The sequence below is a fragment of the Dactylosporangium sp. CA-139066 genome, from assembly GCF_050936175.1.
In the GTDB taxonomy this organism is placed as follows: domain Bacteria; phylum Actinomycetota; class Actinomycetes; order Mycobacteriales; family Micromonosporaceae; genus Dactylosporangium.
The window spans coordinates 9637790-9657155 of record NZ_JBNJNH010000001.1 but is presented as its reverse complement, the minus strand read 5'-3'; the positions used below and the strand labels follow the sequence as shown (position 1 = coordinate 9657155).

Here is a 19366-nt window from a genome sequence, read left to right as displayed (position 1 = left end):
GGCAACGTCACGACGCCTCCTGCTGGCGGACGACCGCGACGACCCGCGAGCCGCGCCTGGCTTCCAGCGCGACCCGGCGGGCGTCGTCGGCGGGTGAACGGTCGGCGCGGCGCAGCAGGTCGGCAAGCTCGGCCTCCAGCGCGGCGTCACGCAGCGCGGCGGCCCGGTCGAAGTCGCCGTCGTCGATCGCGGCGTGGTAGTCGGCGCGGCTCATGCCGCACCCCCAGCCGCCGCATAGGCGTCCCACACCCGCTGCGGCACCCGGCCCAGCGCCGGACAGTCGACGCCGTTCCGGGCCGCCCACGCCCGAGCGGCACGGGACTCCTCGCGGCTCCTGCCGGCCTTCACCGCGCTGCCCGGCTTCAGCGCGGCAAGCCTGCCGGTCGCATGGTCCAGTTCGGCGCGGAGTCGCTCGACGAGCGCCTCAGCCTCGGCGACCTGACGGTGTTGGGCGAGCTCGTCGGCGAGGGCCGACGCGATGGCCCTGATCCGGTCGGCGGTAGCCGCGAACGCGCCACCGGCCTCGTCGGCGTCGGCGAGCGTCGCAGCGATGTCGACCCGGGCGACCGGCGACGCCGGCTGGGGTGCGGCGGCGATGAAGTCGCCGTCACGGGTGGCGGGCTCTACGGCCGGGGCGGGCTGCGTCCGCAGCGCCTGCGCCGCCTCCCGCGCCCTGGCCTGGTCGTGGCCGACGCTCTCCAGGATCTCCTCGACTGCCGCCGCTGCGACGCCCGCTGACATGGCCGCCGGCCGGCCGCCGGAGGCGAAGTTGCGCAGCACCTTCGCCCGCACATGAGGTTGCACGGTGACGGTCATGCGACCTCACCCAGCAGGATCGCCCGCCGGTGGGCGTGCACGTCACCGTCGCGCTGCCACCACAGGTCGGCGACCGGCCCCGGCGGCACCAGAGCCAGCGCGGCGCCGAGCATCGTCCGGAGCTGATATTCGTCCAGCCCGTACAGCCAGACGTTCACCGCGGCCGGATCGGTGCGCAGCTGCGCGGCATGCCGCTTCACCGCGAAGATCGCGGCCGAGGCGATCTCGTCCCGCTCGTCCGTCATGCCGCCACCGCCAGCGGCCACTCGGTGCTGATCCCGGCCGCGTCGTGCTCCAGCTGGGCGGACTCGTCGAGGAGCACCCGCCGGCGCTCGTCGGCATCCAGTGCCTCATCGCCGGGCGGGTCGTCGCGTCCGGCCAGCTCGCGCTTCTCCGCGGCCTGTGACTGCCAGTGCACGGCCAGACCCTCGGCCTGCTCGGCCGCCCAGCCGACCTGCGCCTCGTGCAGTTCGCCGGGCGACATGGCGCCGACCGCCTCGAACCAGGCGGCGTCCTCGGGCCGGACCTTCTTCCAGGTCGCGGACCGGCACGTCTGCCGCTGCAGGAGTTGCGGGCGGGGCAACGCGCACCAACCGGCCATCTTCCAAAGGACCCGGGCGGTGATGACCGCGTCGTAAGCGGCTCCGTGGGCCTTGTCGTCTTCCCAGGCGACGCCGTAGATGTCGGCGAGAGTCTTCAGGACGCGGGGGCCCTGCTTCTCGGACACCCGTGAGCGGTACTTGATCAGGCGCTTGTCGAGGACGATCGGGTCGACCACGGGACGGACACTCCCGCCGAGACGGTCAGTCAGTGGCGGAATGCCGAGCCGGCGCGCCTCACGGTCGAGGACGGTCAGGTCGTAGCGGGCGTTCTGAACGACCAGCGCGGCGCCGGCGCGCATCGCCTCGGCGATCTCGGTCAGGTACAGGTCGAGCACCTCGGCGGACGGCTTGCCGTTCGCCTCGATGAATTCGTCGGTCAGGCCGTGGACCTCGGTCGACTCCGGCGGAATCGGCACACCCGGGTTGACGTACGCCTGCCGCAGGTCGAGCGGCTGGCCGGGTGTGACGTAGGCGGCGGCGATGTCGATGACGCGCGCCTCGTCCGGGTATTTCGACGTCGTTTCGGTGTCCAGCGAAATGAGCGGAGTCGTTGCGACCCACTTCATGAGCTGCTCCGATCGTTGTGCGCGTCCTCGCAGAACCAGCCGCAGTGGTAGCCGAAGCAGTAGCTGCATGAGTCGCCCGGGCAGTACTCGTTCATCGCGTGGGGCTCCTGGTGGTTGAAGCCGGACTCGTCGACCCCCCATGGACGGCCGGTCGACGGGTCGATGTCGTTGGCGACCTCCGCGCGTCCGACCTCGGTAAGGTCCCAAACCGCCGCCCCGGGCGGCCCGTCCTTGCGGACGAGCCAGCCACGGTCACGGCATGCGGCCACGGTGCGCCGCTGGATCGGCGGGTCGCCAGCGGCGGTGAGGAGATCGCCGAGACGCCACGGACCGTTCACGGTCAGCGCCGCCAGCAGCACCCGTCGCTGCGGCGGCGTCGGGTGCGTCACCACGGTGCCCACTCCGGGTCGACTGCGCGCTCTAGCGTGCCGTCCTGGCGCGTCATGTGCTCGTGGAAGTGGCCGCGGTCGCGGGTGATGTAGCCGCACCTGCCTTCCGGCCGGGTCAGGTGCTCGTCGAGGTTCGGGCAGCGGCCGACGCACACCTTCCACCGCATCTCGCATTCCTGCTGCCAGTCGGTCAGCCCGTCCGTCTCGTCGCGAGTCATGGAGCTGCCCTCGGCGTGCGGGAGCAGCCACGCCGCCCGGACGATCTGGCAGCCGGTGCACATGCAGCCGACCTCGCGCTCACCGTTCGGGCCGTCCTCGTACGCCCAGATCGCGTGCCCGGCAAGGATGTCGCGGGCCGCGTCGGCGGCCTCGCGCAGCTGGGCGCGCAACTCGGAGATCTCCTCCGATCGCTCCGCCTCCCGGCAGTCGCACGCCGGGCGGTGAACGGTGCAGCCCCGCCACCGCGGGTCGCACGTGTCCTTCGGCACGTCGTACGCCTGCTTCGTGCCGTCCTGGAACCGGATCGTCGGCAGCGGGCCGACCAGCTCGGTGGTCACTGCAGCTCACCCTCGATCGGGTCGTCGAGCTCCGCGCCGCCCATGTCGACCTCCGCCGCAGGCGCGGGCATCGCCAGCTGCTCGACCGCGTCGATGACGGCCTTCGCCTCGTCCTTCGTCAGGTCGCCCCGGGACGCGATCTGCCGGCCGATCACCGAAGCCACGAACTCGCGCTGAGCGGTCGGCGAGTTGATGCCCTTCTCCGCGAACAGGGCGAACACCTTGCCCTGCTGCGCCTTCGTCATCGGCTCCGCGTCGGCGGGCGGCGCCGACACCGGCTCGGCCCGCGTCGGCGCGGGCGGCTGGTCGTCGACCTCACCGAGGATCTCCGCCGCCGTCACCCGCGGCGGCACCGGAACATAGTCGGGGGCGTCGTAGTCCTGCGCCTCCTCTGCCGACGGCATGCCCATGATCGCGTCGCTGGCGGTGAGCTTGCAGACCTCCGACGTGGCCCGCGCAATCAGCATCGCCTTCGGCTGCGTACCCCAGTTCGGGTTCTTCTTCGGGAACCCCGCCTGCGTGGCCTGCTCGATCGTCCACTCCACGACGATCCAGGCGTCCGGGTCGTTCGCGTGCTCCTTGCGGCGGCCCTTCATCACCACCCGGGTGGCGCTGGCCTCCACCATGCGGATGTCGTGGCCGTGGCTCTGCACCACCGCGCGCAGCGTCTCCGCCGCCGGGCGGGGCGTGCCCTGAATGTCGTGGAAGGCGCGCAGCGACGCCATCGGGTCGATGCCGAGCTCGGCGCCGGCAAGCATCGCCGCCGCCATCTCCTCGGGCTTCCCGCGGTACTTGACGGGCACGAACGCGGTGTTCGCGAGCTTCCGGGACATCTGGTAGGCGGCGTCGGCGGCCTGCGCCCACTCGACAAGACGGCCGATCGTCGGGTCGTGCGACGGCATCGCCAGCTCGGCGGACGGGGTCTCGGTGCGGACAGCAAGGGTCATGGTGATCTCTTCTCTGCTGTGGCGGGTCAGGAGTTGTCGTGGGCGCGGACGGCCCACGTCGGGAGGCTGATTTCGGGGATTTCTTCGTCGCTGCCGGGAACCGTGAAGCCCGGCCAGTAGCCGACCTCGGAGCAGTCGCGGTAGATGCCGATGGCCCGGTCGGCGAGCTCGCGGCCGACACGCTGCGCTTCGGCGTCGAGCTGAACGACCGACACCAGGTACGGCGGCTCTTTCATCTGGACGATGAACACGAACAGCGGGTCGTCGGCGAGCCCGACGGCTTTGACGGCGTCGCGGTACCAGGCGTCCTGGACGTGGTAGCGGAAGTTGTCGACGGCCTTGCGGAAGTCCTCGGGGTTCGCCGACGTCGATGTCTTGTAGTCGGGGATGATGAACCGGCCCCGGCTGGCGTCGGGGAGCCAGTCGAGCCGTGCCCGGCGCCAGATTCCGGCGCCCTCGTCGAACCAGAAGATCGACTGTTCGGGTTTGCCGTGGTCCGGGTTCAGCAGCGCGGACGCGTACGGGTCGCGGCGCAGCGCGGCGGCCATCGCTTTGACCTGCTCCACCTCGCGGGCGAGCAGTGGCACCTTGCCGTCGGCGCGCGCCTCCGCGGCGGCTTCCTTCGCCGCCTTGGTCCGCCAGTCGTTCGCCTCCACCGCGACGATCTCGGCGCCGACACCGAGCGCGAACTTGTGCGCGGCGTGACCCAGGTCGTACTCGCGCTTCGTCTTCGGCGGGTTGTCCGCCGCGTACCGGAACAGGGCGGGGCACGACGGCGGGAGGAGGAGCTTCGCGCCCGACGCCGACAGCGAGCCGGCGGGGACCGGGTCGGCGAAGTATGAAACCTCGTCGAGGTCGTAGACGCCGGGCTGGTCGATGATGACGGCCCGCTCGGGCAGGACCGTGGTCACCGGGCCACGCTCCGCACCGGCACGGCGGTCACGGTCCAGCCGGGCCCGAGCTCGTGCCGCAGCTCGTCGGCGCGCAGCACCGCATCCAGGTACGGCCGGGCGTGTTCGGCGTGCGTCTCGCCGCAGGGGCCCGCGCCGACGACCAGATAGGTGTTGCGGGCGACCCCGGCGGCGACCTCGCGCATCGCCGCGTCGTAGTCCCGGCCCGGCATGGCCAGTGTCGTCATGCGACACCCCAAGCGTGCAGCGCGCGGATCTCCCCGACGCTGATCTCCTCGGTCTTCTCGATCCGCAGGTCGGGGCGGATGCCGGGCGGCCGAGCGTGCCTGCCAGGGTCGGGAGCGGCAACCGCGGTGTTTGTGTGCGCCGGCCACCAGTCGTCACCCTTGCCTGCGCGCGGGGCGGCGTGCCGCGGCTGGTAGCCGAGGTTCCCGACCGCAGCGTCTGCGTCGGCGGTGCGCTTCCGGGGACCCTTGATCAGGGCGAAGGTGGCCCCGGTGAACGCGAAAGCCAGCCTGGCAAGCGTCAGCATCCGAGTCACCGCGCACCTGCCTTCGACGGGCGGCGGTGCCGGCCCTTCGGCCGCACGATCCACACCCGGAGCCGGTCCGCGTCGTAGACGACGGTCGCGTCGGCCGACGTGGCGACGACCGGAATGTGCGGACCGCCGTCGCCGCCCGGGTCCTGGTCGGTGTCCGTGCCGAGGGCGTCGGCGATCGCCGCGTCGATGACCCGGCCGGCCCTTGACATGGCCAGCCACAGCTCCGACACGCCCATCGCCACCAGCACGGCGGCGCCGGCGGCGACGATCAGTGGCCCGTACGACGTCGGCGACACGAACCGGCCCGCGATCAGGTATGTGGCGGCACCGGCGGCCAGACCGACGATCAAAGAAACGACACGACGACGGCGCATCAGCGCCACCTCCAACCGAGGAGATCGACGGCCGCCTCCTGGACGGCCAGGACGACGACGAACACGACCGCGGCGACGACGGCGAGGAACAGCACCGTCCACGTCACCTCGAACAGCCACCAGGCCAGACCGAGGAGCACGCGGACGGCCGGACGGTCACGCCCCACACGGCGTCGCGCATCGACGGCGGCGGCACGGGACCGGAACCGGGCGGCTAACGGGGCGAGGTCGACGGTTGTCGCGTCAGCGGTCACCGCGACACCCCGAACAGGTCTGTCGCAGCAAGGTCCCAGTCCAGGTGCTCGAGCTCGCCACCCGCCGGGACCAGGCCGAACGCCTCGTTGAGGAACGCGTCGAGGGGCTGGCGGCGCACCATGAGCGTGCACACCTCGCCGCCAGGCGGGGCCAAGTCGAGCCGCACATGCCGGCCGCCGCTGCCCAGCGCCGGCCGGACCGTCACCCATCCCGGGTCGACGACCCTCCGGTTGCGCCCTACGTCGAGCGCGACCCGGGCGAACGTCCACACAATCCGGGCACCGACGGCGTCGATGCCGCAGTCGACGGTGACTGCGAACGGTCGCCGCGGGTCATAGATCCAGCGGAGCGGGATGACCCCGTCGGCGTGGCCGTGCATAACGACCCTGCCTTGGATGTGGTGGTCGGCGATCCGGTTCATGCGGCGATCTCCTGCAGGTCGGCGAGGGCTCGGGTGGCCGCGTCGGCGGCGAAGCGCAGGGCGTGGGCGACGGCCCGGCCGTGCGGGGTGCGGGCGGTCGCGGCAGCCCAGTCGGCGAGCTCGCGGCGGGCGTCAACAAACGCGGTCACGGCCTGCGGGTTGTCGGCGTGGTTCCGGCGGACGAACAGCAGCGCCTCGAGCGCGTCGCCGCGGGTCCGGGGGCTCACGCCGCCGCCAGCTCGTCGACGTCGACCGGCCGCTCACCGAGGGCGTCGCCGTACCCGGCGAACACCACCCGGTCCATGCGCATCCCGAGGGTCCGCGCCGAGTCGGCCCAGCGGACCGCGACCGCGAACACCTCGCCGGCGTCCGGGCCGAACACGAGCGAGAACGCCGAACCGTCGCCGAGCGACACCGCGCAGCCGAGCCAGCCGCCGCGGACCTGGCGCACCTTGACCGCCCAGCGGCCGGACGGCAGGCGGACGGCCTGGACCAGGTCGTTGGTGCGGTGGACGTAGGACGGGTTCACCTCGACGGTCGTCCGGGCGAGGACGGCGGTCATGCCGCATCACCACAGCCGCGGTGGTTGACGCGAGGGCAGGTCTCGAAGTGGCGGCGGCGGCCGAACGCCGTGTCGCGCCAGCTCCGGTTATAGGCGCGGAGGACGTCTTCCTCCGTGACGGCCGCGGTGGCGGTCGACGCCGTGTTGGCCGTACGATCTGGTCGAAGCATGAGCGTCGACCCCTTTCGCTTGGTTTGGTCGGGTTGGCGCAGGGCCTCGGCGGGTGCCACCGTCGGGGCCCCGTTTCGTCTCAGGCGGCCTTGACGTCCTGGCCGGCGCGTCGGGCCTTGCGGGCGGCGATGCTGCGGCGGACCTGGTCGATGGCGAGGGTCAGCGCCCGGGCGGCGGCTTTCCCGGCGGCGCTGTCCGGGTCAAGCGGCCTGACCGGCTCCACGGCTCACCCACCCCTCGGTGAAGTTGCGCTCGTACGGGATGTCGGGCCAGCGGTTGCGTACGGCGCAGATGAGCAGCGCGTGGACCGGGCCGCCCATCGCGGCGCGGTGCAGGGTGCCGACGCTGACGCCGAGGTCGTCGGCGCGGGCCTCGTAGGTGACGAGACCGGTGCCGGCGAACAGCCGATCGAGTGCACCGGGCCGCAACAGGACCGCGGGGCGGCGGTTGCGCTGCCGGAGCGTCTCCCTTTTCGTTCCTTCCATGGATGGAACAGTAGCTGATACTCGCCATCAGCGGAAGGATTCCGAAGACATTCCAGCGGGGGAACCATCTGGGCGATGTGGAGGTGGTACGTTCAGCCCATGTCAGTGATCGCCATGGATGGCAACGATCGCCGCACGCGGTCCATCCCGCGTCAACGGTCATTCCAGGGTTGGAATGGCGTAGCATCTGGGCGCGTGGACAGCACGCCCGGCAAGACGCCGACAGAGTTCGGGTTCGCACTCCTACGGGCCATGGCCGCCGCCGGGTACACCAAGCAGGCGCCGTTCGCGCGCGACGCCGGACTGGCCGGATCGACGCTCAACCGCCTCATCTACGGCGGCGTCGAACGGCCCACCTCCGAGACGCTGCTCCAGATCGCAAAGGCGCTCGTACCGGCCGACGCTGGAACGTCGGAGCAGGTGCGCGAGATGGTCAACGCCAAGCACGCCGAACTGCTCGTCGCCGCCGGCTATGCCGTCGGTGGCGCGGTGGCGCGAGTGCTCGACCCGCTCGCGACCGAGCTGGACGACCTGCTGGATGAGGGGTCGCATCTCAGTGATGACGATCGAACCTATATCCGGAACATGGTCGACAGGGTCATCGACCCGTATCGACGCAGGGCTCGGCGGCGCCCAAGCTGAGGTTCCAACTTTGGAATGAATCCTCGTTCATTCCCGTGCCGGAACCGGAAACACCCGCTACACCTGACATACGGATCATGCGCGTAGCCGGGGGTCAGCCGCCACGCACGCCGCCAGCAGCGGCGTGCCCTGACCCCAGGAGACCACCATGAACGCTGCACGCCCCCACGGCCGAAGCGCAGCCCTCATCACCGCCGTCATCATCACCGTCACCGCCGTCATCGCCACCGTCGACAACTGGCACGGCGCCCCCTCCACCCTCCGCGAACTCGCAGCCCACGCCTGGGTCGTCTACGCCCTCCTCGCCTGCACCGACCGGGTCATCGACGCCATCCGCGACCTCATCGACCGCGTCGAACGCCACGGCGACGAACGCCACGCCGAAGGCGTCCTCGAAGGCATCCACAACGCCACCCCACCCGCCACACCAACCCAATTGCGCAGGCGCTAATGCCCAGACGCCGCCCCAAAACCCAGCCGGCCACCACCTCCGCCACGCGTGTCGCCCTCTACGTGCGCGTGAGCTCCCTCATGGGACGCGAAGGCGACGGCTTCCACAGCCCCGAAGTCCAACTCGACGGCATGCGCGGACTCATCCACCGCGAAGGACTCCGCGAGACCGCCGTCATCGACGACGACATCGACGTCTCCGGTCAAACCTTCGACCGTCCCGGCATCCGCCGCATCCGGGACCTGGTTGAAGCCCGCGAAATCGACGTGGTTGCCGTCTTCATGCTCAACCGCGTCGGCCGCAACCTCGCCGAATCCCTCCTGTTCGTCCGCTGGCTGCGCGAACGCGGCGTCCGGATCATGTCCGCCTCGGAGAAGATCGACGACAGCCCCGAAGGCCAGTTCATGGTCGGCCTGTTCCTCAACATGGCCGAACTGCAGGGCAATCAGATCGGCCAGACCTGGGCACGGATCATCGAACGCCGCGCCCGGCTCGGCCTCGCCCACGGCAACGCAGCCCAGGGCTACCGCCGCACCGGCGACGGCCTCGAGATCGACCCGATCCTCGGCCCCGTCGTCACCGACATGTTCCGCGCCTACGCCGACGGCGAGCTCGTCGCCGACATCACCGACAAGCTCGCCGCCGCCCGCGGCCGGCCCGTCGCCAAGTCCCGGGTCAAGGTGATGCTCCGCAACCCGCTCTACGCCGGCCGGATCGTCGTCGAGTCCTCCACCGGCGGCACCATCGACGTCCCCGGCGTCCATCCGCCGCTCGTCGACGCCGAGACGTGGAACCGCGCCCAGCAGCGCATGGCCCGCGACGCCGTCACCCCGCCCCGGCACCTCGCACCCGCCTACAGCCTCACCGGGCTGCTGCTGTGCGCCCACTGCGACAAGCACCTGCAGGTGTGGCACTCGACCGAGCACGGCAAGGACAAGCCGACCCGGCGGATCGTGTGCAAGCACGGCAAGGAGGTGCAGACCTGCAAGGGGGTCGGGTCGCCGCTGTACGCGCCGATCGAGCAGCGGGTCCTGGACGAGGTCGTCGACTACGCCCGGCACCTGCCTGTCGATCAGGTCGCGTTGGCGCGGCGGCAGGCCACGGTCGACAGGGCTGCGGCGTCGCTGCCGTCGGTGGAGGCGGAACGGCTCCGTATCCGGGAGGCGATGGCGAAGCTCACGAAACGTTGGGCGCTGGGGAAGGTGCCGGATGCCGCGTACGAGACGAACATCGCCGACTTCGAGGCCGACCTGGGTCGCCTCGAGACTCGGGAGGCGCAGCTGCGGCAGGCTACGCGGATGCCGGCGCCGGCGAAGCTGCGGAAGGCGGTCGAGGAGATGTTGGAGCTGTGGCCGGACGCGAACGGCACGGAGCGGAACACCCTGCTGCGATCGGTTGTCAGCGATGTGACGGTCCGTAAGGCGGCGTACTGGCGGGAGCCTCCCGAGGCGCTGGTCACCAGGGTCAGGTTCCACTGGACGTACGACGAGTAGACCTGATCTGGGCTTTGACGTGCGGAAACAATCATTGTTGTTTGCGAATGCGGACGATGGTGACCATGGTCTCGAACACGGTCCTGCTCCCTCCACTGTTGCGTTCGGTCGAGGGCCAGCGTGCGTGAAACCGGCGGTCGCCGCTCGGGCCGGACCGCGAATCTGTGGATAACCCGGTGCTTGTGGACGGGGTCGCGCGCGGCCCGGTGATCTGCTACGCGCGAGCCCGTGGCCAGCGCCGATGCGACGGCCGCGCAAGGGCGTCGTTCCAAGACCAACTTGAAAAAAAAGACTACGTCCACTGTGGACCAGTAGGGGTGCGGGCTAGACCGACGCGGGGCGCGGGGTGCGCGAGGGCGCGCCCCGCAGGACGGCGACCGCGGCGAAGACGACGCCCCACGCCAGGCCGAGCGCGGCCCAGACCGCTGGGAGGCCCGCGGTCGTACCGGGCCAGGCGAAGCACACGAGCCCGAGGTACCCGGCCGCCACCGCGGCGCAGATCCCGATGAACCGGCGGCCCCGCGGCCACACGGCCGCCGTGGCGCTCAGCAGGACGAGCCCGAGCGCGAGGGCGCCCTGTACGGCGTAGTGGTCGATGCCGATGCTGACGTCGACGGGCTGTTCGCGGCGGTTGGCCGCGTACATCGCGTTGGCGTAGGCCAGCCACGGAGCCGCCGCGACGGCCAGGGCCGCCGACGGCCGATCCAGGCCGAAACCGCCGGCGGCGAGCGGCTCGCGGCCGGGCACGAACGCGACGAGCAGGGCCTCGACGGCCACGGCCAGCGCGACGAGCAGCAGCGGCCACTCCAGCGACGCGACGGCGGACACCGCCAGCGCCGCCGCGGTGACCAGGAGCTGCACGACGGCCGGCGCCGCCCGCCGCGGCCGCACGGCGACCCATACGAAGGGGGCGGCGACGAACACCGTGAACAGCAGACCCCAGCCGGCCTCCAGCGCCACCGCCCAGAACGGGTCCCACGTCACCGACAGGTCGATCAGGCCGAAGCCGGGGTACACCAGCCACGTCAGGGCGAAGACTCCCGCTGCGACCCGCACCGCCACACCCGAAATCCGAGCCACCGCACGACCTCCCGCGAAACATTCGCCACAGGTTGACGGACGAACCGAGCGCAGCGGGCCGATCTGCCGACAACCCGACACGCCCGGACGAGGGCGTTTGTAGACTCCGCACCGGCGGGGCCGTAGCGCAGAGGTTGTCGCGCCGTCTTGCCAAGACGGATGACGCCGGTTCGACTCCGGCCGGCCCCGCCCCCGGGAGCTTGGTTGGATGGGGGCATGGCGACGGGGGAAGCGGCGCTGGTCGCGGCGGCGCGGGCGGGGGACGCGGCGGCGTTCGCGGCGCTGGTCGACGGGTATCGGGCGGAGCTGCACCGGCACTGCTACCGGATGCTCGGGTCGGCGCACGACGCGGACGATGCCGTGCAGGAGGCGTTGCTGCGGGCCTGGAAGGCCGTAAGGCGGTTCGACGGGCGGCAGTCGGTGCGGCCGTGGCTGTACCGGATCGCGACCAACCGCTGCCTCACCATGATCGAGGCGCGCGGGCGGCGGGAGCTGCCCACCGATCTGTCGCCAGGGGCGGCGGCGACCGAGGACACGCTGTGGCTGGAGCCGTACCCGGACGTGCGGCTCGGGCCCGAGGCGGCGGCCGTCGAGCGGGAGAGCGTCGAGCTGGCGTTCGTTGCGGCGCTGCAGGAGCTGTCGGCGTTGCAGCGGGCGGTGCTCGTGCTGCGGGCGGTGCTGGAGTTTCCGGCGCGGGAGGTGGCCGAGCTGCTCGACACCTCCGTTGCCGCGGTCAACAGCGCGCTGCAGCGGGCGCGGGACGTGGTGGCGCGGCGCGGGCCGGCCCGGTCGCAGCGGGCCGAGCTGGCGGAGCTCGGTGGGGGCGTGCGGGTGCTGGCCGAGCGGTACGCCCGCGCGTGGGAGTCGGGCGACGTCGACGCGATCGTCGCGATGCTGGCCGACGACGTGCGGCTGGCCATGCCGCCCATGGCCGAGTGCTACGTCGGGCCGGCGGCCGTCGCCGCGGCGCTGGGCAGCGGGCCGATCCACCATCGGTGGCGGCTGCTGCCGACCATGGCGAACGGGCAGCTGGCGCTGGCCGGGTACCGGTGGGACGACGCGCGCGGGCTGTACGCCGGCGAAGGCCTCGACGTGCTGACGCTGCGGGACGGGCGGATCAGCGCAATCACGGCGTTCCTGGTCGACGATCTCGAGGCGTACGGGCTGCCGCGGACATTGCCCGGCGGGTCGCGATGAGTTCGGGGTGGGTGGCCGGGTTGTAGGGGTGACCGGAACCTACGAACACCCGGGAGGACCTTCGTGTTGCTCAGGAACAGAACGGCGATCGTGTACGGCGGCGGGGGCTCGGTCGGCGGGGCGATCGCGCGGGCCTTCGCCCGCGAGGGGGCCGTGGTGCACCTCGCCGGGCGTACCGCGGCCACGCTGCAGGCCGTCGCCGACGACATCTCGGCCGCGGGTGGATCGGCGCACGCCGCCGTGGTCGACGCCCTCGACGAGGACCAGGTGGAGGCGCACGCCACCGCCGTGGTCGAGGGCGACGGGCGGCTGGACATCTCGGTCAACGTCATCGCCGACCAGGACGTGCAGGGCACGCCGGTGGTGGACATGCCGGTCGCCGACTACCTGCGGCCGATCAAGGTCGCCGTGCGGTCGAAGTTCCTCACCGCGCGGGCCGCGGCGCGCCGGATGATGCCGCGGCGGGCCGGGGTGATCATGACGTTCGGGGGGCCGTTCGACTGGAAGGTGGCCGGGAAGTTCCACGTCGGCGGGATCGGGGCGACCTTCGACGCCGTCGAGGCCATGCGGCGGCAGCTCGCCTGCGAGCTCGGGCCGTACGGGATCCGGGTGCTCACGCTGCGCACCGGCGGGCTGCCCGAGACCGTGCCGGGCGCCGAGGAGCTGCGGTCCTGGCTGCGGGACCAGACCCTCACCGGGCGGGCGGCCACGCTCGAGGACGTCGGGAACCTCGCGGTGTTCGCCGCCTCGGACCTCGCCCGTACCGTCACGGGCGCCGCGCTCAACATGACCGCCGGTGCGGTGCTCGACTGACAACCGCCAGGGGAGGGTGACTACGCGCGGACGTGGCGTGGCCCGGGAGTCACGGGCCTCGACCACGGCGGACGTCGCGGTAGCGCGGCATATTTATGATCTCAACCATGCGTTTGTGGGTGTGGGCCCTGGACGCGGGGCTGGCGACCGACGCCGCGGGCCGGCCGCACGAGGGCGACCGGCCCGTCTGCCTGGTGGCGGGGGAGCGGGTCGAGCTCGGGGTGCTCGACACGGGGAGGGCGCGTGGGCGCCGCGGCTCGTGGTGTGGGTGCACTGCCTCAGCGGGTGACGGCCGCCGGGCGGGAGGCCTTGCCGTCCAGCCACAGCGTGTCGGAGTCGTCGCGGTGCGTGCCGGTGGTGCCGACGTGCTTCGTGGAGATCCGGGCGCCGCGCTTGATCACGTGCAGCAGCGCCATCGCGTGGCCGCGGCCGACGCCGTAGTCGTCGCGCAGCCAGTCGACGACCGGGGCGGCCTTCGTCGCGGGGCCCTCGAGGCCGCGCTCGGCGGCCAGGGCGAGCAGCTCGCGCGGGGTCTTGCCGGTCTTGGTCTCGAGGGCGTCGAGGTAGGCCTGGAACGACATCGTGGGTCTCCTTCGCAGCGGATGTGCCTTCACCCCTGCGTCGGATTGGCCACCCCGATTTCGACAGCGTTCTCGATTTCTTTTGCGAGTGCCTCGATCTCGGCCGGCGCGAGCCGGTGGGTGTCGGCGCAGATCGTCACCTCGACGGCGTCGGGTGCGGCGTCGAAGCTGATGTTGAGCACCGCGTCGAGGGCGTCGAGCCGGCGCGTCCAGCGCATGGTCGTCGGGGCGGCCGGCGTCCGCGCCGCCTCGCCGTCCGTGGCGCCCAGGACGCCCATCCGGTCGTTCACGATGATGTCGTACTCCAGGTCAGGCCGCTCCTGCCGGACCTTCTCGACCACCGCGTCGAGGCCGAGCGGGTCGTAGTAGCCGTGCATGAACGCGCTCGTCGCGGCGGTGAAGGCGCGCCGGACGGCCTCGTCGAAGTCGACGCCGGCCACGTCGATCGCGCACAGGGCCAGCTGCGCGAGCTGGCTGACGGAGTCGCCGCAGCCGGGGCGGAAGCGGTTGCTGACGACGAGCTGGGCGACACTGGGGTTGCGGCCGGTGCAGCGGAAGAGCGCCACCGCGTACGCGGCGAGCATGACGTAGCCCGGTCCGATCCCGGTGCGTTGCGCGATGCCGGGCAGCGCCCGGTGCAGCGCGGGGGAGCGCAGGACGAGCTCCCAGTACCGCGGGGTGCGCGGGTCGTCGGACGTGCCGAGGCGCCGCGGCGGGATGTTGCGCAGCACGTGCTCCCAGTGCCGCAGGGACTTCTCGCCGGCCCGCCGCCCGGAGGCGCTCGCCTGCTTCTCGGCCAGCTCGAACGGGGTGAGCGCGGCGACCGGCGCGGTGGCCTGGCCCGTCGCCTGGTCGAGGTTGGCCATGTCGCGCACGATCGCCTCGATGCCGAAGCCGTCGACGGCGAGGTGGCAGTACATCAGCACGACGTGGGTCACCGCGCCGCCGCCGCGCACGACGGCCATCCGCACCGGCCATTCCCGCTCGTAGTCGAACGGCGTCGCGGCCCACTCGGCGCGCAGCTCCTCGGCCGCCGCGGCCGGGTCGTCGGCGTCGACGAGCGTCAATTCCAGTTCGCCTTCCGCGTACAGCACCTGCTCGGCCTCCCCGTCCGGGCCGAACCGCAGGCGGGTGCGCAGCGATTGGTGGCGGCTGACGAGGTACCGCAGCAGGGTCTGCATTTCCTCGACGCTCGTGCCCGGCGGCATCGGCACCGCACCGCCGATGTTCATATTGATGCCGGTGCGGACCATCGTTTTCCAGATGCCCAGCTGGGCCCAGGTCATCGGCGCGGTCCCGGCGCCTTCGCCGGAGAACGGTACGGTGACACGACGCGTTTCGGTGCCCATCGGTGCTCCCTCCGATCGCCCCGTGGGCCAATTCTGGGCAGACATGGAGGAGAGTCAATCGGCTCTTCGGGGGGTTGCGAGAGCGCTCTCTCGATGCTGTGTCATTGCCGCACGATAGGGTCGGGCGCATGGACGAGCGCCGCCTCGAGGACACGCGCAATGCCATCGGCGTGCTGACGCTGCTGTTCCAGGCGCCGCACGACGCCGAGACGCGCAGCGGCTACCTGCAGCAGATGATCGGCGACGAGGACACCATCGCCGACGTGGGCCGCGCCTTCACCGGCATGACGAACCTGGCCGCGCTCATCCTGCTCGACCACGCCCGCACCACCGGCGAGCCGGCCACCGAAGTGCTGCGCCGCATCGCCGCCGTGCTCGCTACCTAGGCGGGTTGACGGTCAGGCCGGCGCGGATGGCGTACACGGCCAGCTGGGCCCGGTCGCGGGCGTTGAGCTTCAGCATGGCCCGCCCCACGTGCGTGCGGATCGTCGCCGGGCTGACCGCGAGGGCCGCGGCGATCTCGTCGTTGGAGCGCCCGGTCGCCACCCAGGCGGCCACCTCACGCTCGCGCTCGGTCAGCGCCCCGAGGTCGACCGGCGGCCCGCCCGTACCGCCGAAGCGCGCGATCACCCGCCGCGTCACCGACGGCGACAGCAGCGCCTCGCCCCCGGCCACGACCCGGACCGCCCGGATCAGCTCGGCCGGCTCGGCGTCCTTGAGCACGAACCCCGCCGCCCCCGCGTCCAGCGCCGCGAACACGTTCTCGTCGGTCTCGAACGTCGTCACCACCACGGCCCGCGTGCCGCGCAGCTGCGGATCGGCGGCGATCGCCCGCAGCGCGGCCAGCCCGTCCAGCCCCGGCATGCGCAGGTCGAGCAGCGCGACGTCGGGCCGCTCCCGCCGGATCAGCTCCAGCGCCGCCGCCCCGTCCGCGGCCTCCCCGGCCAGCTCGAGGTCGGGCTCGCGCTCGATGAGCATCCGCAGCCCGCTGCGGATCAGCGCCTCGTCGTCCACGACGACCACCCGGATCATCGGGGAATTCTCGCGCGGATCTCGAACCTCCGGCCCGCCGTGACCTCGAAGGTGCCGCCGGCCGTCTCGACGCGCTCGCGCATCCCCTCGATGCCGCGCCCCGGCTCGCCGAGCTGGGCGCGCCGCCGGTTGTCGTTGGCGATCCGCACCGTGACGTCGGCGTTCTCCTGGTGCACCTCGACGGTCGCGCCGCTCTCCCCGGCGTGGCGCAGGACGTTGGTGAGGGACTCGCGCACCACCTCGTACGCGATGCGCCGCTGCCCGTCGCTGGCCCCGGTGAGCTCGTCATGCTCGAGCCGCACCTCGACCCCGGCGGCCCGGACCTGCTCCACGAGCGAGGCGATGTCCGACGGCGAGTCGATGTTCTCGATCACCGCCCGCAGCTCGTCCAGCGCCGCGCGGCTCGTGTCCCGGATCGCCCGCAGCGCCTCCCGTGCCTGCTCGGGCCGCTCGTCCAGCACCACCAGCGCGACCCCGGCCTGCATCGCCACGACCGCGAACCCGTGCCCCGCGACGTCGTGCACCTCGCGCGAGACCCGGATCCGCTCCTCCAGCAGCGCCCGCCGGATCAGCTCGAGTTCCTTCTGCGCCTGGGCGTGCCGGCGCAGGTACAGCAGCGCGCCCAGCGACCAGGGCACCGCGAGCCAGCAGGCTCCCCACAGCAGTAGCCCCAGCGCCGGCAGGTTGAGGTGGCTCGTCATCCGCGGCAGCACCGCCGCCACCGAGACGGCCGCCGCCGCCCCCGCCGCGAGCGCCGAGTCCCGCAGCGGGCGGCGCCGCGCGTACTCGAACATCGCCCACACCACGGCCAGCAGGATGGGCCCGAAGGGGTACCCCACCAGCAGGTACACCGAGCTGAACCCCACGGCCCCCGCGAGCGCCGCCACGGGCTGCCGCCGCCGCCAGGCGAGCCCCAGCGCGGCGGCGGCCATCAGCGCGTATCCGACGAGGTCAGGCTCCCGCGGCGGCTGCTGCACCAGCCCGGCCCGCCATCCGCCGAGGACCACGACGACCGCGAATCCCAGGGCGAGCAGGACATCTCGGCGCACGCCTATATATTACGGTCACTTCCGGAAGTACCGGTTGGCCGCCGTCGTGAACATCAGCGCGACGGCCCCCCAGACGGCTAGGATGTGCCCGCCCCGCGCCGCGGCCGCCACCCACCACCAGCCATCAACCTCGGCAAATAGCGTCTTTATGGAATTGTTGTCATCGGCGAGCCACTCGATGGGCTCCATGACGAGCGACAGCGTCCCGAGGATCCCAAGCCCGAGGGCCAGCACGATCCGGGCCCACCTCGTGCCGCCGCGCATGAGGAACGCGAGCCCGAGCACCAGGGCGTACGCGAGGCAGCGCACGCCCACGCCGACCGCGACGTCACGGCCGCTCCCGGCTTCTCCGCCACCGACGACGGCGACGGTCTCGACCGCGCCCGCCGCCACCGCACCGACCCAGAGCCAGAACGACTGCGTTACGGAACTTGGGGCGGCGCTCTTCGCCATCAGATCGTTCGCTGCCATGCCCCGACTGTGCCGGTTTGCGGCTCATCGATCACTGCCGCTGTCCGCCGTATTCGCCCTGGGGCCAGCCCTACTCTCCCACCGTGCCGCTCGCCTGTGCTCTTCTGCCGGGCGCGGCTGCGCTCGTTGCGTTGGCCGCGGTGGTTTGTCTTATGCCCCGCTTCGGAGCTTGTGCCAGCCGCGCGGCACCGCGCCGACGCCCCGCCCTCGGTTGCTCGGGCGGTTGTTCTGGCGCGCGGCCGTTTGGGGCCGCGCGTCAGTACGCGGCCTGGGGCGTGCGGACCGGGCTGTCCACGAACGGCTCCCAGATGCCCCGCCGCCGGACCAGCAGCTTCCGCGACAGCAGGTACCGGTCCCCGGCGAAGAACACCCGATCGACGGCCCGCCGTACCTTCGCGAGCCCCGGCGGCGACTGCGACCCGGTCACGATGACGACGTCCCGCGCCGGCACCCCGACGACGAGCTCGCCGGGCACCGACCGTTCGAGCCCCGCCCACAGCCCTTCGGCGAGCAGCAGGGTGGAGGCGATACCTTCGAAGTTGAGCATGAGCGCCGGTGGCTGACCATGAACGCCAACGGCATCAAGTCGTGCATCGAGGTTGTGGGCGGCCTGTCGGCGCAGCATGCGGCGGGGAAGCTCCATGCGTTGCAGGTCGGCCCAGGTGACGAGCCGCTGACCGAACGGTGGTCCGTAGCTGTAGCCGACTCCCAGCCCACCCATGAACTCATCGAGCACCGGCGAGTGCACATCGTCGCGCCGAAACGCGCGAAGCGGTGCGAGGACGGGGAGGAGCACGAGCTGCACGAGTGCAAGGTAGAACCGTGACTGATGTGAGACAAGCTCTTGTTTTTGCGCCATCTGCTTGCTAGAAGACCCCGGTCGCCCATCGATGAATCGTCTTCGCTGGTCACCGACCGCGCACACGTTCTCGCCATCCGCTGCAATTGCTGCCTTGCCGGCCCACCGCGCGCGCTCTGGGCCCACCGTCTGCGCCTCGTTGGCCCGCCGCCCGGGCTGTGGGCGCACCGTCTGTGCCCGATTGGCCCGCGGCCGGGCCTTGGGCTCACCGTCTGGGCCTCGTCGGCCCGCCGTGCGGGCTGTGGGCGCACCGTGCGTGCCTCGTTCGGCCCGCTGTGCGGGCTTTGGGCGCACCGTGCGTGCCTCGTTCGGCCCGCCGTGCGGGCTTTGGGCGCACCGTGCGTGCCTCGTTCGGCCCGCCGTGCGGGCTTCCGGGCCCACGTCCATGCTCGCTGGCCCGCCGCCCGGGCCCTGGGCTCATCGTCTGGAGCCGCGTGTCTGGGGGTCTGCCGCCTCCGGGCCCGTCGCCTGTCGCTGTCGACCCGGCTCGGCGGCTCGATCTCGCCAAGCCGCTGCCTTCGGATGGCAGCACCGCCGGATGGACGGCGGCGCGGGCGTGCACGCGGCGGTGCGGTCCGGTACCGCCGCCGTCGGATGGACGCCGATGACGTCTGGACGGCGGCGAGCCGGGTGGCGGCGTGTGCCTTTGGGTGGCGGCGCCGTCGAATGGACGGTGGCGGGCGGACGGTGGCGCGGTCGGGTGGACAGCGGCGGAGTCGGGCGGCGGCTGGGTCGGGCGGCGGCTGGGTCGG

Annotated in this window: 30 protein-coding genes and 1 tRNA gene; 7 read left to right on the top strand and 24 right to left on the bottom strand. The window is 72.2% G+C overall.

What is annotated here, in order from left to right:
• Positions 1 to 7: 7 nt before the first annotated feature.
• From ACQEVU_RS44195 to ACQEVU_RS44115, 17 genes are all read right to left on the bottom strand, one after another.
• Positions 8 to 214, bottom strand: coding sequence for a hypothetical protein (locus ACQEVU_RS44195; protein ID WP_433334653.1), 207 nt, complete (start codon positions 212 to 214; stop codon positions 8 to 10).
• The gene (locus ACQEVU_RS44190; protein WP_433334651.1) at positions 211 to 816 is read right to left on the bottom strand and encodes an Lsr2 family DNA-binding protein; all 606 of its coding nucleotides are present in this window, start codon (positions 814 to 816) and stop codon (positions 211 to 213) included. Before ACQEVU_RS44190 ends, ACQEVU_RS44195 begins: the two co-directional genes overlap by 4 nt.
• Positions 813 to 1061 carry a hypothetical protein gene (locus ACQEVU_RS44185; RefSeq protein ID WP_433334649.1) on the bottom strand — a complete coding sequence of 83 codons (249 nt, stop codon included), beginning with the start codon at positions 1059 to 1061 and terminating at the stop codon, positions 813 to 815. Before ACQEVU_RS44185 ends, ACQEVU_RS44190 begins: the two co-directional genes overlap by 4 nt.
• On the bottom strand, positions 1058 to 1984 hold the full coding sequence (locus ACQEVU_RS44180; RefSeq protein ID WP_433334647.1) for an exonuclease domain-containing protein: 927 nt from the start codon (positions 1982 to 1984) through the stop codon (positions 1058 to 1060). Before ACQEVU_RS44180 ends, ACQEVU_RS44185 begins: the two co-directional genes overlap by 4 nt.
• On the bottom strand, positions 1981 to 2376 hold the full coding sequence (locus tag ACQEVU_RS44175; RefSeq protein WP_433334645.1) for a hypothetical protein: 396 nt from the start codon (positions 2374 to 2376) through the stop codon (positions 1981 to 1983). The genes ACQEVU_RS44180 and ACQEVU_RS44175 overlap by 4 nt, the downstream gene beginning before the upstream one ends.
• Positions 2370 to 2930 (bottom strand): hypothetical protein, encoded by a 561-nt coding sequence (locus ACQEVU_RS44170; protein ID WP_433334643.1) that lies wholly within the window; start codon positions 2928 to 2930, stop codon positions 2370 to 2372. The genes ACQEVU_RS44175 and ACQEVU_RS44170 overlap by 7 nt, the downstream gene beginning before the upstream one ends.
• Entirely contained in the window at positions 2927 to 3877 is a 951-nt protein-coding gene (locus ACQEVU_RS44165) for a hypothetical protein (protein WP_433334641.1), read from the bottom strand. Before ACQEVU_RS44165 ends, ACQEVU_RS44170 begins: the two co-directional genes overlap by 4 nt.
• A gap of 26 nt (positions 3878 to 3903) precedes the next feature.
• Complete coding sequence (locus tag ACQEVU_RS44160) at positions 3904 to 4788, bottom strand: PD-(D/E)XK nuclease-like domain-containing protein (protein ID WP_433334639.1); 885 nt, start codon at positions 4786 to 4788, stop codon at positions 3904 to 3906.
• Positions 4785 to 5015, bottom strand: a complete 231-nt coding sequence (locus tag ACQEVU_RS44155; RefSeq protein WP_433334637.1) for a hypothetical protein — start codon at positions 5013 to 5015, stop codon at positions 4785 to 4787. The genes ACQEVU_RS44160 and ACQEVU_RS44155 overlap by 4 nt, the downstream gene beginning before the upstream one ends.
• Positions 5012 to 5320, bottom strand: a complete 309-nt coding sequence (locus ACQEVU_RS44150; RefSeq protein ID WP_433334635.1) for a hypothetical protein — start codon at positions 5318 to 5320, stop codon at positions 5012 to 5014. Before ACQEVU_RS44150 ends, ACQEVU_RS44155 begins: the two co-directional genes overlap by 4 nt.
• Before the next feature lie 5 nt (positions 5321 to 5325).
• Positions 5326 to 5703 (bottom strand): hypothetical protein, encoded by a 378-nt coding sequence (locus ACQEVU_RS44145; RefSeq protein ID WP_433334633.1) that lies wholly within the window; start codon positions 5701 to 5703, stop codon positions 5326 to 5328.
• The gene (locus tag ACQEVU_RS44140) at positions 5703 to 5843 is read right to left on the bottom strand and encodes a hypothetical protein (RefSeq protein WP_433334631.1); all 141 of its coding nucleotides are present in this window, start codon (positions 5841 to 5843) and stop codon (positions 5703 to 5705) included. Before ACQEVU_RS44140 ends, ACQEVU_RS44145 begins: the two co-directional genes overlap by 1 nt.
• 110 nt (positions 5844 to 5953) lie before the next feature.
• A complete protein-coding gene (locus ACQEVU_RS44135; RefSeq protein ID WP_433334629.1) occupies positions 5954 to 6379 on the bottom strand; it encodes an SsgA family sporulation/cell division regulator in 426 nt (141 codons plus the stop codon).
• The gene (locus ACQEVU_RS44130) at positions 6376 to 6606 is read right to left on the bottom strand and encodes a hypothetical protein (RefSeq protein WP_433334627.1); all 231 of its coding nucleotides are present in this window, start codon (positions 6604 to 6606) and stop codon (positions 6376 to 6378) included. The genes ACQEVU_RS44135 and ACQEVU_RS44130 overlap by 4 nt, the downstream gene beginning before the upstream one ends.
• A complete protein-coding gene (locus tag ACQEVU_RS44125; protein ID WP_433334625.1) occupies positions 6603 to 6941 on the bottom strand; it encodes a hypothetical protein in 339 nt (112 codons plus the stop codon). The genes ACQEVU_RS44130 and ACQEVU_RS44125 overlap by 4 nt, the downstream gene beginning before the upstream one ends.
• 250 nt (positions 6942 to 7191) lie before the next feature.
• Complete coding sequence (locus ACQEVU_RS44120; RefSeq protein ID WP_433334624.1) at positions 7192 to 7335, bottom strand: hypothetical protein; 144 nt, start codon at positions 7333 to 7335, stop codon at positions 7192 to 7194.
• Positions 7313 to 7597: a hypothetical protein gene (locus tag ACQEVU_RS44115; RefSeq protein ID WP_433334622.1), complete on the bottom strand. Its 285-nt coding sequence runs from the start codon at positions 7595 to 7597 to the stop codon at positions 7313 to 7315. The genes ACQEVU_RS44120 and ACQEVU_RS44115 overlap by 23 nt, the downstream gene beginning before the upstream one ends.
• 195 nt (positions 7598 to 7792) lie before the next feature.
• On the opposite strand from ACQEVU_RS44115, the gene ACQEVU_RS44110 reads away from it, so the two are divergent.
• The 3 genes from ACQEVU_RS44110 to ACQEVU_RS44100 all read left to right on the top strand — a co-directional run bounded on the left by ACQEVU_RS44110 (position 7793) and on the right by ACQEVU_RS44100 (position 10183).
• Positions 7793 to 8239, top strand: coding sequence for a helix-turn-helix domain-containing protein (locus ACQEVU_RS44110; RefSeq protein WP_433334620.1), 447 nt, complete (start codon positions 7793 to 7795; stop codon positions 8237 to 8239).
• Between the two features lie 148 nt (positions 8240 to 8387).
• On the top strand, positions 8388 to 8690 hold the full coding sequence (locus ACQEVU_RS44105) for a hypothetical protein (protein WP_433334618.1): 303 nt from the start codon (positions 8388 to 8390) through the stop codon (positions 8688 to 8690).
• Entirely contained in the window at positions 8690 to 10183 is a 1494-nt protein-coding gene (locus ACQEVU_RS44100) for a recombinase family protein (protein ID WP_433334616.1), read from the top strand. Before ACQEVU_RS44105 ends, ACQEVU_RS44100 begins: the two co-directional genes overlap by 1 nt.
• A 324-nt stretch (positions 10184 to 10507) precedes the next feature.
• Here the strand turns inward: ACQEVU_RS44100 and ACQEVU_RS44095 are convergent, their stop codons facing one another.
• Positions 10508 to 11239 (bottom strand): hypothetical protein, encoded by a 732-nt coding sequence (locus ACQEVU_RS44095; protein WP_433334614.1) that lies wholly within the window; start codon positions 11237 to 11239, stop codon positions 10508 to 10510.
• 140 nt (positions 11240 to 11379) lie between these two features.
• Between ACQEVU_RS44095 and ACQEVU_RS44090 the strand changes: the two genes are divergently transcribed.
• The 3 genes from ACQEVU_RS44090 (at position 11380) to ACQEVU_RS44080 (ending at position 13273) form a co-directional block, all read left to right on the top strand.
• A tRNA-Gly gene (locus tag ACQEVU_RS44090) sits at positions 11380 to 11452 on the top strand.
• 27 nt (positions 11453 to 11479) lie between these two features.
• A complete protein-coding gene (locus tag ACQEVU_RS44085) occupies positions 11480 to 12460 on the top strand; it encodes an RNA polymerase subunit sigma-70 (RefSeq protein WP_433334612.1) in 981 nt (326 codons plus the stop codon).
• A 63-nt stretch (positions 12461 to 12523) separates the two neighbouring features.
• Positions 12524 to 13273 (top strand): SDR family NAD(P)-dependent oxidoreductase, encoded by a 750-nt coding sequence (locus tag ACQEVU_RS44080; protein ID WP_433334610.1) that lies wholly within the window; start codon positions 12524 to 12526, stop codon positions 13271 to 13273.
• A gap of 278 nt (positions 13274 to 13551) precedes the next feature.
• Here ACQEVU_RS44080 and ACQEVU_RS44075 read toward each other — a convergent pair whose 3' ends face one another.
• Both ACQEVU_RS44075 and ACQEVU_RS44070 read right to left on the bottom strand, forming a co-directional pair.
• Positions 13552 to 13854: a DUF4287 domain-containing protein gene (locus ACQEVU_RS44075; RefSeq protein WP_433334608.1), complete on the bottom strand. Its 303-nt coding sequence runs from the start codon at positions 13852 to 13854 to the stop codon at positions 13552 to 13554.
• Between the two features lie 29 nt (positions 13855 to 13883).
• Complete coding sequence (locus ACQEVU_RS44070) at positions 13884 to 15203, bottom strand: condensation domain-containing protein (RefSeq protein ID WP_433334606.1); 1320 nt, start codon at positions 15201 to 15203, stop codon at positions 13884 to 13886.
• A gap of 128 nt (positions 15204 to 15331) precedes the next feature.
• Between ACQEVU_RS44070 and ACQEVU_RS44065 the strand changes: the two genes are divergently transcribed.
• Positions 15332 to 15589 carry a hypothetical protein gene (locus tag ACQEVU_RS44065; protein ID WP_433334604.1) on the top strand — a complete coding sequence of 86 codons (258 nt, stop codon included), beginning with the start codon at positions 15332 to 15334 and terminating at the stop codon, positions 15587 to 15589.
• Here ACQEVU_RS44065 and ACQEVU_RS44060 read toward each other — a convergent pair.
• From ACQEVU_RS44060 to ACQEVU_RS44045, 4 genes are all read right to left on the bottom strand, one after another.
• Positions 15582 to 16235 (bottom strand): response regulator, encoded by a 654-nt coding sequence (locus ACQEVU_RS44060; protein ID WP_433334602.1) that lies wholly within the window; start codon positions 16233 to 16235, stop codon positions 15582 to 15584. The two genes, ACQEVU_RS44065 and ACQEVU_RS44060, sit on opposite strands and share 8 nt — an antisense overlap.
• On the bottom strand, positions 16232 to 17284 hold the full coding sequence (locus tag ACQEVU_RS44055; RefSeq protein ID WP_433334600.1) for a sensor histidine kinase: 1053 nt from the start codon (positions 17282 to 17284) through the stop codon (positions 16232 to 16234). The genes ACQEVU_RS44060 and ACQEVU_RS44055 overlap by 4 nt, the downstream gene beginning before the upstream one ends.
• 15 nt (positions 17285 to 17299) lie before the next feature.
• Positions 17300 to 17755, bottom strand: a complete 456-nt coding sequence (locus tag ACQEVU_RS44050; RefSeq protein ID WP_433334598.1) for a hypothetical protein — start codon at positions 17753 to 17755, stop codon at positions 17300 to 17302.
• A 256-nt stretch (positions 17756 to 18011) separates the two neighbouring features.
• Entirely contained in the window at positions 18012 to 18560 is a 549-nt protein-coding gene (locus tag ACQEVU_RS44045) for a hypothetical protein (RefSeq protein ID WP_433334596.1), read from the bottom strand.
• Between the last annotated feature and the right edge of the window lie 806 nt (positions 18561 to 19366).